The sequence below is a fragment of the Salipiger sp. HF18 genome (assembly GCF_011806505.1).
Taxonomy (GTDB): domain Bacteria; phylum Pseudomonadota; class Alphaproteobacteria; order Rhodobacterales; family Rhodobacteraceae; genus Salipiger; species Salipiger thiooxidans.
In genome coordinates, this window is the sequence record NZ_JAATOS010000130.1 from 1 (window position 1) to 9,885 (window position 9,885).

The 9,885-nt window shown below is 70.5% G+C and carries 9 protein-coding genes and 1 pseudogene; 1 reads left to right on the plus strand and 9 read right to left on the minus strand.

What is annotated here, in order from left to right; all coding sequences use genetic code 11:
- From HC022_RS12645 to HC022_RS12655, 3 genes are all read right to left on the minus strand, one after another.
- Nucleotides 1-929, minus strand: a 929-nt coding sequence (locus HC022_RS12645; protein WP_167452676.1) for an MFS transporter, incomplete at its 3' end; no start/stop codon positions are given.
- Between the two features lie 335 nt (nt 930-1,264).
- Nucleotides 1,265-1,480 carry a DUF2842 domain-containing protein gene (locus tag HC022_RS12650; RefSeq protein ID WP_008886148.1) on the minus strand — a complete coding sequence of 72 codons (216 nt, stop codon included), beginning with the start codon at nt 1,478-1,480 and terminating at the stop codon, nt 1,265-1,267.
- Entirely contained in the window at nt 1,480-2,775 is a 1,296-nt protein-coding gene (locus tag HC022_RS12655; RefSeq protein ID WP_008886173.1) for an adenylosuccinate synthase, read from the minus strand. The genes HC022_RS12650 and HC022_RS12655 overlap by 1 nt, the downstream gene beginning before the upstream one ends.
- Before the next feature lie 330 nt (nt 2,776-3,105).
- Here HC022_RS12655 and HC022_RS12660 point away from each other — a divergent pair, with 330 nt between their 5' ends.
- Nucleotides 3,106-4,776, plus strand: a complete 1,671-nt coding sequence (locus HC022_RS12660; protein WP_008883927.1) for a putative transporter — start codon at nt 3,106-3,108, stop codon at nt 4,774-4,776.
- Nucleotides 4,777-4,795: 19 nt separating this feature from the next.
- On the opposite strand, the gene HC022_RS12665 is transcribed toward HC022_RS12660, so the two are convergent.
- From HC022_RS12665 to HC022_RS12690, 6 genes and pseudogenes are all read right to left on the minus strand, one after another.
- A complete protein-coding gene (locus tag HC022_RS12665; RefSeq protein WP_167452677.1) occupies nt 4,796-5,725 on the minus strand; it encodes an AEC family transporter in 930 nt (309 codons plus the stop codon).
- Between the two features lie 414 nt (nt 5,726-6,139).
- Entirely contained in the window at nt 6,140-6,940 is an 801-nt protein-coding gene (locus tag HC022_RS12670) for an MBL fold metallo-hydrolase (protein ID WP_008885839.1), read from the minus strand.
- The gene (locus HC022_RS12675; RefSeq protein ID WP_167452678.1) at nt 6,937-7,743 is read right to left on the minus strand and encodes a TatD family hydrolase; all 807 of its coding nucleotides are present in this window, start codon (nt 7,741-7,743) and stop codon (nt 6,937-6,939) included. Before HC022_RS12675 ends, HC022_RS12670 begins: the two co-directional genes overlap by 4 nt.
- Nucleotides 7,744-7,866: 123 nt before the next feature.
- Entirely contained in the window at nt 7,867-8,616 is a 750-nt protein-coding gene (locus tag HC022_RS12680; RefSeq protein ID WP_167452679.1) for an ABC transporter ATP-binding protein, read from the minus strand.
- On the minus strand, nt 8,613-9,590 hold the full coding sequence (locus tag HC022_RS12685) for a FecCD family ABC transporter permease (RefSeq protein ID WP_368484663.1): 978 nt from the start codon (nt 9,588-9,590) through the stop codon (nt 8,613-8,615). The genes HC022_RS12680 and HC022_RS12685 overlap by 4 nt, the downstream gene beginning before the upstream one ends.
- Nucleotides 9,587-9,885, minus strand: a pseudogene (locus tag HC022_RS12690) (ABC transporter substrate-binding protein); the annotation flags it as partial. The pseudogene HC022_RS12690 and the gene HC022_RS12685, both read right to left, overlap by 4 nt.

Sequence of the window (9,885 nt, forward strand, 5' to 3'; positions counted from 1 at the left end):
GCCGAGAGGCCGGCGATCGGGATGAAGATGCCGAAGACGATGGAGCCCCAGATCTGGATCGCCAGCGCGTCGGTGAAGGGGATCTTCACGACCTTGACGTTGTAGCTGAGCAGGTAGGCGGTCGAGATGTAGAACAGCACGAAGGTCGCCAGCGCCACGAAGGTGCCGAGAACGATCGAGACCTTGTGCTTGGCGAAGAGCTCGATGACCGGGACGGCGACGCGCTCCTCGTTCTCGATGGCCTTCTGGAAGTCCGGAGTCTCGGTGATCGACAGCCGCACCCAGAGGCCAACGATGATCAGCACCAGCGAGGCGACGAAGGGAATGCGCCAGCCCCAGCTCAGGAGGGTCTCCTGCGGCATGAACTGGAGCAGGATCCAGAACAGGCCTGACGACAGGAAGAGGCCGACCGGAGCGCCGAGCTGCGGGAACATGCCGTACCAGTTCTTCTTGCCCTCGGGGGCGTTCTCGGTCGCCATGAGCACCGCGCCGCCCCATTCGCCGCCAAGACCGAAGCCCTGGCCGAAGCGGCAGAGCGCCAGCAGCAGCGGCGCCACGACGCCGATCTGCTCGTAGGTGGGCAGCAGACCGATGACGACGGTCGAGATGCCCATGGTGAGCAGGGCGGCGACCAGCGTCGCCTTGCGGCCGATGCGGTCACCGAAGTGACCGAAGACCACGGCGCCGAGCGGGCGCGCGAAGAAGGCGATGGAGAAGGTCGCGAAGGAGGCCAGCAGCGCCGTCATCGCATCGCTGTTGGGAAAGAACAGCGCGGGGAATACCAGCACGGCCGCCGTGGCATACACGTAGAAATCGAAGAACTCGATGGTGGTGCCGACGAGGCTCGCAGTCAGAACCTTGGCGGGGGAGTTGAGAACCGGCTGGCCCTTTGAGGCCGCCGTTTCAAAATCGGCGGTGCTGTCAGTCATTTTATTACTTTTCCGTTCGCGCTTGAGACACTTATTTTTTCGAGAGGTTCCGTTAACGCGAACGGCGGGCGGAGTCAGCGGGCGCGCACCTGTTGATTTGACAGCCCCGCCATGCCCATGGCGCATGGCCCGGTCGCGCAAGCGCGCCGCTTCCTGGGGCGGAGTGATCTGGCCGCAGGACCAGTCATGCCTTGATCATGTCGGGAAAGGGCGTGTTTTTTGAGCGTTATCAGAAAGATGAAGGGCCTTCGCAAAGGCCCTGCCGCCGCCGCAAGGCGACATTCATCTCTCGGCAAGGCCCTCTGCGGGACCCTTTGGCCGCGGGGGCCATGCCCTCAGGCGTCGGGGTCTTCGCGGCCGACGCCCTTGAAGACGAAGCGGAACGGCACGGCCCAGAGGAACCCGAGTGCCACGTAAACGAGGAGTTCAGCCCAGATCGGCGGCCGGTCGAGCGCGTTCACGATGCTGACTGCCGCCACGATATAGAGCGGCAGCCAGACCACGAGCAGAAGCAGCGAGAGCCGCTTCCGCGTCTTGTGCTTGAGCGCCATCAGTCCTCGAACGGGTCGGTGACGAGGATGGTGTCCTCGCGCTCGGGCGAGGTCGAGAGCATGGCGACCGGGCAGCCGATCAGCTCTTCGATGCGGCGCACGTATTTCACCGCGGCGCCGGGCAGGTCGTTCCACGAGCGCGCGCCCTCGGTCGACTCGCTCCAGCCTTCCATCTCCTCGTAGACCGGCACGCAGCGTTCCTGCTGCTCGGTGGCGATCGGCAGGTGGTCGAGGATCTCGCCGTCGAGCTGGTAGCCGGTGCAGATCTTGATCTTCTCGAACCCGTCCAGCACGTCGAGCTTGGTCAGCGAGATGCCGTTCATGCCCGAGGTGGCGCAGGTCTGGCGCACCAGCACCGCGTCGAACCAGCCGCAGCGGCGTTTGCGGCCCGTCACGGTGCCGAACTCGCGGCCACGCTCGCCGAGGCGCTGGCCGTCGTCGTCATCCAGCTCGGTCGGGAAGGGGCCTTCGCCGACGCGGGTGGTGTAGGCCTTCACGATGCCGAGCACGAAGTCGATGCCGCCCGGGCCGATGCCGGTGCCGGTGGCGGCCTGACCCGCGATCACGTTCGACGAGGTGACAAAGGGGTAGGTTCCGAAATCGATGTCCAGCAGCGCGCCCTGTGCGCCCTCGAAAAGAATGCGCTTGCCGGCGCGGCGCTTCTCGTTGAGCACCTTCCAGACGGGGCCTGCGTATTTCAGGATCTCGGGCGCGATCTCCTTGAGGCTGTCGATCAGCGCCGCGCGGTCGACGGCCGGCAGGCCGAGGCCCTTGCGCAGCGCGTCGTGGTGCAGCAGCGCGCGGTCGACGCGCACCTCAAGCGTGGCCAGATCGGCAAGGTCCGCGACGCGCACCGAGCGGCGGCCGACCTTGTCCTCGTAGGCCGGGCCGATGCCGCGGCCGGTGGTGCCGATCTTCGAGCCTTTGCTGGCGGCCTCTTCGCGGGCGCGGTCGAGCTCGCCGTGAATCGGAAGGATCAGCGGGGTGTTCTCGGCGATCATCAGCGTCTCGGGCGTGATCTCGACGCCCTGTTCGCGGATCTGCGCGATTTCCTTCACGAGGTGCCACGGGTCGAGCACCACGCCGTTGCCGATCACCGACATCTTGCCGCCGCGCACCACGCCCGACGGAAGGGCGTTGAGCTTGAACACCTTGCCGTCGATCACGAGGGTATGGCCTGCGTTGTGGCCCCCCTGGAAACGGGCGATCACGTCGGCCCGGCTCGACAGCCAGTCCACGATCTTGCCTTTGCCCTCGTCGCCCCACTGGGCGCCCACGACGACCACGTTTGCCATAGCTCACCTGTCCTTTTGGAGGTCCAAACGCGCCTCGTATAGCGAAGCGCAGGACGGGGCGAAACCGCGAATTTGCCCCTCGGAGACCGCTTTGGCACAGAGCTTTGCGCTCAGGGCGGCATTTCCCGTGCGCATCCCGTCCCCGGCACGCGTGCGGCCCTGCGACTCGGCCCGGACGGGAGCCGCGGGGCCCATGCCTGCCCGATCCTTTGGCCCGATCCCCCTGCGCGGCGCCGGGTCGCGGTCCCCGGCATTGCGTTTTGCTGCAGGGCGGCATGAACTTGGCGGGCGACTCGCCCACGCGCGGCGGGCGGCAGGAGGAACGATGCGATGACCGGGCTCAACTTGGGAGAGGTGGCGCAGGCCACCATGGCGCTGGCGCTGGCGGGCGTGCTCGGGCTGCTGCTTGGGCGTCTCAGCATCCGCGGCGTCGGGCTGGGCATCGGCGGGGTGCTCTTCGCGGGCATCGCGCTCGGTGACGTCTCCGCGCGGCTCGGGCTGCATTTCAACGCCGAGATGATGGAGTTCGTGCGCGAATTCGGGCTGATCCTCTTCGTCTTCACCATCGGCATCCAGGTCGGGCCCGGCTTCTTCGGCTCGTTGCGCCGCTCGGGGCTGCAGCTGAACCTCGCCGCGGCGTCGGTGGTGGTGCTCGGCGTGCTGGTGACGCTGGCGGTGCATTTCGCCTTCGACGTGCCGGTGCAGGCGCTGGTGGGGATCATGTCGGGGGCGGTGACCAACACGCCCGGGCTCGGTGCCGCGACGCAGGCGCTGGCGGACGTGGGCGCGGGCGCCGACGCGGTGGCGATGCCGTCGCTGGGCTATGCGGTGGCCTATCCCTTCGGCATCGTGGGCATCCTGCTGTCGATGCTGCTGCTGCGCTTTCTCACCCGCGTCGACATTCCCGCCGAGGCCGAGGCCTATGACGCGCAGCGCCGCCGCGGCTCGGGCTCGCTGCCGTCGCTCGACGTGGTGGTCGAGAACCGCAACCTCGACGGGCTGCGGCTGGCCGAGGTGCCGGGACTGTTCGACGCCGGCGTCGTGCCGTCGCGGATGCGCAAGGACGGGGCGCTGCTGGTGCCACAGCGCGACAGCGTGCTGGCCTGCGGCGACGTGCTGCACCTCGTCGGGCCCACCGAGAAGCTGCAGGCGATGCGGCTGGTGCTGGGCAGCGAGGCCGCGGCGCCGCTCACGACCAAGGGCACCGACCTCGCGTGGGCGCGCGTCGTGGTCACCGACCGCCACGCCTCGGGGCACCGGCTGCGGTCGCTGCGGCTCGAGGAGAGCTATGGCGTCTCGGTGTCGCGCATCAACCGGGCCGGGACCGAGCTGCCCGCGCAGGGCGACAGCACGCTCGAGTTCGGCGACATCGTCACCGTGGTGGGGCCGCGCGACAGCATCGACCGGGTGCGCGGCATTCTCGGCGACGAGAGCCGGAGGCTCGACGAGGTGGATTTCCCGGGCGTGTTCCTCGGCATCGTGCTGGGGGTGCTGCTGGGCAGCATCCCGATCGCCGTGCCCGGACTGCCGGCTCCGCTGAAGCTGGGGCTCGCGGGCGGGCCGCTGGTGGTGGCAATCCTGCTCGGGCGGCTGGGCAGCTGGGGGCCCTTTACCTGGGTGATGCCGCCGGTGGCCAACCACGCGCTGCGCGAGTTCGGCATCATCCTGTTCCTTGCGGTGGTGGGGCTCAAGGCCGGGGACCGGTTCCTCGACACGCTGATCACCGGCGACGGCCTCGCCTGGGTGGGCTATGGCGTGATGATCACGCTGGTGCCGCTCTTGCTGGTGGGCTTCGTGGCGCGGCTGGTCTTCGGCTTCAACTACCTCGCGCTCTGCGGCGTGCTGGCGGGCTCGATGACCGATCCGCCGGCGCTTGCCTTCGCCAACGCCCAGAGCCCCTCGGCCGCGGCGTCGGTGTCCTACGCCGCGGTCTACCCGCTGGTCATGGGGCTGCGGATCTTTGCGCCGCAGCTCCTGGTGCTGATGCTGTTCGCGATGTGAGGCCTGTCAGGGCCGCGGGTCAGGGCAGCAGGTGCAGCCAGACCCAGCTCGAGACGATGCAGAGCCCCGTCGCCAGAAGCACCGCGGTGGCGGCGACGCGCTTGGCGCGGCCGTACATGTTGGCGAAGACATAGGCGTTCACGCCCGGCGCCATGGCCGCGGTCACAACGCCCGAGCGCAGCGACTCGGTCGACAGCCCGAAGGCCGAGCCCAGACCCCAGGTGATCGCCGGGTGCAGCCCGAGCGAGATGGCGCAGACGTAGAGTACCGTGCGCAGGTCGCCCTCGGGGCGGTAGCGGAACAGGATGCCGCCGAGCGCGAAGAGCGCCGCGGGCAGGGCGGTGCGGGTGACCATCTCGAGCGCCTGCACCACCGGGTTCGGCAGGCTGACACTCCCGAGGTTGAAGGCGACGCCGATGACGATGCCGATCACCAGCCCGTTGCGGAACATGGCGCGCGCCACCGTCACCGGCAGCCGGCGCAGCCCGGTACCCTGGGCCCGGGCGATCTCCATCGCGGTGATGCCGAGGGCGTAGCAGAACGGCGAGTGCATGGCGATGATCGCGTAGTTCCCCGCCAGCGCGTCGGTGCCGTAGGCGCGCTCGGTGATCGGCAGGCCGAGCAGCAGCGAGTTCGAGAAGAGGCAGGCGAAGCCGATGGCGACGCTGTCCTGCCAGTCGCGCCCGAACAGCAGCCGCGCGCCCAGCAGCCCCGCGAGGAACCCCGCGGTGGCGCCGGTGTAGAAGGAGATCAGCAGGGGTGCCGAGAAATTGGCGCCGAGGTCGAGCTTCCACATGGCGCTGAACAGCAGGCAGGGAATGGCGATGGTCTGGGTGAAGCCCATGAGCCCGTCGATGGCGTTCTCGGGCAGCAGCCCGCGCCACGCGGCGAGATAACCGGCGCCGATCACGAGGAAGACCGGCAGGATGATGTCGATGAGGGCCGTCATTGCTGAGCTATGTCCGTGCGGAGAGCCGCCGTGCTGGGCGCGTCGGTGGGCAGGGAGAGTGGGGTGTCCGGGATGGGCGCCCTGTGGGGGAGCTTCGGGTGCGGCCGGGAGGCGTTGCGCATCGGGCAGGAGGTGTTGCGCCGCGCTGCGCGCGTCGCCGGGGCGCGCCGGTGCTGGGTCGGCGCAGTGCCAGGCGTGGCACGGGCCGGGGAGCGGGGCCTCCGGCGGGAGTTTTCCGGGCAAGATGAAGGGACGGGGTGCGCGTTGTCCCGTCCGTGGCGCCGCGACGGTGTGAGCCGTGGGGCGCGGGCCGGTCGGGCGGGGCCGCGCGTAGGGTGGGAGGAGCTGTGCCGTGCGGTCCTGGCCGTGGTATCGGGCGTGGGGAGAGCGGTCGCAGCCGGGCGGGGCTGCGGCTCAGAGCGCATAGCGCAGGACCATGCCGTCGTAGGCCGGGGTGATGTGCTCGGGGGTTTCGGCGGCCACGGTCTCGTAGTCGAGATCGAGGTGCATGTTGGTCAGCACGGCGCGTTTCGGCCGGGCGCGGGCGATCCATTCCAGCGCGAGGTCGAGGTGGGCGTGGCTCGGGTGCGGGGAACGGCGCAGCGCGTCGAGGATCCAGCAGTCGAGCGCCTCGAGCCGGGGCCAGACCGCCTCGGGGATGTGCAGCACGTCGGGCAGGTAGGCGAGGTCGCCGATGCGGAAGCCGAGCGCCTCGATGCTGCCGTGGTTGACCTCGAACGGCTCGAAGGTGATCGCGCCGCCGGCGCCCTCGATGGTCACCGGGCGGTCGGTGATCGTGTGCATGTCGAGGATCGGCGGGTAGGGGCTGCCCTCGGGTTGCACGAAGGCATAGGCGAAGCGCAGCAGCAGCGAGTTCTGGGTGTCGCCGTCGGCCCAGACCGGCAGCCGGGCGCGGCGGTTGAACACCACCTGCCGCAGGTCGTCGAGCCCGTGGGTGTGGTCGGCGTGGGAATGGGTCCAGAGCACCGCGTCGAGTTCGCCTATCCCGGCGTCGATGAGCTGCTGGCGCATGTCCGGCGTGGTGTCGATGAGCACGCGGGTGGTGCCCTCACCGGTCTCGCGCTCGACCAGCAGCGAGCAGCGGCGCCGGGTGTTCTTCGGGTTCTCCGGATCGCAGTCGCCCCAGTGCCCGCCCACGCGCGGCACCCCGCCCGACGATCCGCAGCCGAGGATGGTGAAGCGCAGCTCGCTCATGCGGTCTCCGGGGTCCAGGCGGCGGCCTTGGCGAAGAGCCTCTCGAAATTGGCCTCGGTGGCCTTTGCGAACGCGTCGTAGCTGAGCCCGAAGGCCTCGGCGCCGACCCTGGCGGTGTGCACGGTGTAGCCCGGCTCGTTGCGCTTGCCGCGGTAAGGCGGCGGCGCGAGGTAGGGGCTGTCGGTTTCCACGAGGATGCGCTCGAGCGGGGCCGCGGCGAAGATCTCGCGCAGATCCTTCGACTTGGGGAAGGCCGCGATGCCCGACATCGACAGGTAGAAGCCGCAGTCGAGCGCCGCGCGGGCGAGCTCGGCCGAGGAGGAGAAGCAGTGCATCACGCAGTCGTAGGGCTGTGCCTTCCACGCCTCGGAGAGCATCCGGGCCATGTCGTCGTCGGCGGCGCGGGCGTGGATGATCAGTGGCAGGCCGGTGTCCTGCGCCGCCTCGATGTGGACGCGGAGCGAGGTCTTCTGAATCCTGGCGCTGTCGGCGCTGTAGTGGTAGTCGAGCCCGGTCTCGCCGATGCCGACGAATTTCGGGTGCTGCGCCAGCGCCTTGAGCTCGTCCAGCGTGGCGAGCGGCTCGTCGGCGGCGCTCATCGGGTGGGTGCCGGCGGCGTAGAACACCGGGTCGTGCGCCTCGGCGATGGCGCGCACCTGCGGCTCGTTGCGCAGGCGGGTGCAGATGGTGACCATCCGGTGCACCCCCGCGGCGACCGCGCGGGAGATCACGTCGGCGCGTTCTTCGTCGAAATCGGGGAAGTCGAGGTGGCAGTGGCTGTCGGTGATGCGGGGGATGGTCATGGTCACGTCCTTTGCGCCCGGTTGTGAGGGAAGGGGCGCGCAGGGTCAAGCGGATGCGGCACCGCGGCGGGCGATGCGGGCCGCGATCCGGCGCCAGCGGTCAAAGCTGCGGCGCGGGCGGGATCAGCGCAGCACGTCCAGCGGTTGCAGCAGGGGCCCGTGCGGGGTTTCGAGCATGTGGCCGCGCAGGTGAAAGACCTCGGCCAGGTGCGCCTCGGTCAACACCTCGAGCGGCGGGCCGTCGGCGGCGACGCGGCCGCGGTCGAGCAGCACCAGCCGGGTGCAATGCCGCGCCGCCAGCGTCAGGTCGTGCAGCGACACCAGCACCGCGTGGCCCTCACTGGCCAGCGCCTCGAAGACCTGCAGGGTAAAGATCTGCGACGCCGGGTCGAGCCCCGCGACGGGCTCGTCCGCAAGCAGGAGCGGCGCGTCCTGCGCCAGCGCGCGGGCAATGAGCACGCGGGCCTGCTCGCCGCCCGAGAGCTCGGTGGCCTTGCGGTGGCGGAAGGCGGCGAGCTCCATGCGGTCCAGCGCGGTCTCGACGGCGCGGGCCTGCACCCGGCCGGCGCGGCTGTCGTGGGGCAGGCGGCCGAGCGCCACGAGGGTCTCGACGGTGACTGGCCAGGCGATTTCGCGCGATTGCGGCAGCCAGGCGGCGGCGCGGGCCCGGTCCCGGGCCGAGAGCGTCGCGAGAGACGAGCGGCCGCGGTGCGGCAGCAGGCCGAGAGCTGCGCGCAGCAGGGTGGTCTTGCCGGCGCCGTTGGGGCCGATGAGGCCCACGCATTCGCCGGGCTCGACGGTGAGCGACACCGAGTCGACGACCGGGCACTGGCCGCGCGTCACCGTGAGCCGGTCGAGGGCGAGCAGGCTCATCCGGCCCTCCGGGTCTTGTAAATGAGGTGCAGGAACAGCGGCGCCCCGATCAGCGCCATGACCACGCCGAGCTTGAGGTCGCGTTCGGGCAGGACCAGCCGCACCGCGATGTCGGCGGTGAGCAGCATCGCCGCCCCGCCGAGCGCCGAGGCCCAGAGCAGCCGCGACGGCCGCGCGCCGCAGAGCGGGCGCAGCAGGTGCGGCACCACCAGCCCGACGAAGCCCACGGCCCCGGCGACGGCGGGGGCGGCCCCCCCGGCGGCGGCGGTGCCGAAGAGCAGCCGCAGGCGCAGCGAGGTCATCGAGATGCCGAGCGCCTGCGCCCCGTCCTCCCCCAGCGTCAGCGCGTCGAGCCCGCGGCCCAGCGTCAGCAGCGTGGTGCCGCCCAGCGCGATGAGCGGCGCGGCGAGGGCGAGGTGCGACAGCGAGCGGTCGGCGAGCGAGCCCATCATCCAGAACACGATCTCGAAGGTCGCGTAGGGATTCGACGACAGGTTCAGCGCCAGCGAGGTGAGCGCGCCCGCAAGCGCCGAGACCGCGATCCCCGCGAGGATCAGGGTCAGCGAACCTCCGCGCGGGCCCGCGAGCAGCAGGATCAGCCCGACCGCGCCCAGCGCGAAGAGCAGCGCTGTCAGCGGCAGGGCCAGCGCGAATGCCGCCGCCAGCCCGGTCTGCAGCGCGATCACCGCGCCCAGCGCCGCCGACCCCGAGACCCCGATCAGCCCCGGCTCGGCCAGCGGGTTGCGCAGGTAGCCCTGCATCGCCGCCCCCGAGAGCCCCAGCGCCGCGCCGACCAGCACCGCGAGCGCCGTGCGCGGCAGACGGATCTCCTGCATGACCATGACGTGCAGCGGGTCGCCGGCGCCGAGCAGCCCGCCCAGCACCGCCTTCGGCGGCAGCGGCGCGTAGCCCAGCATCAGCGAGGCCAGCGCCAGCAGGGCGGTGAGCAGGGTGAGTGAGAGCGCCAGCTTCACTGCGTCGCCTCCCACTCCTCGCGCAGCGCCCGCATCGCGGCCACGGCGTCGAGCACGGCGGGGGTGCCGCAGATCCAGTTCGGGCTGTCGACGACCTGCCGCAGCGCGCCGGTGGCCTGAAGCGCCGGGTGCTGCAGCATCGAGGTCGCCTGCGCCGGGCTGTGGTAGGGCTGGCTCACGAGGATCAGATCTGGATGCGCCAGCACCAGCTCCTCGAGCGGCAGGCGGCCGCCATAGGGCAGGCCGCGCACCTCGGAGAGGTTCTCCATGCCTGCCGCTGCGAGGATCTCTCCGG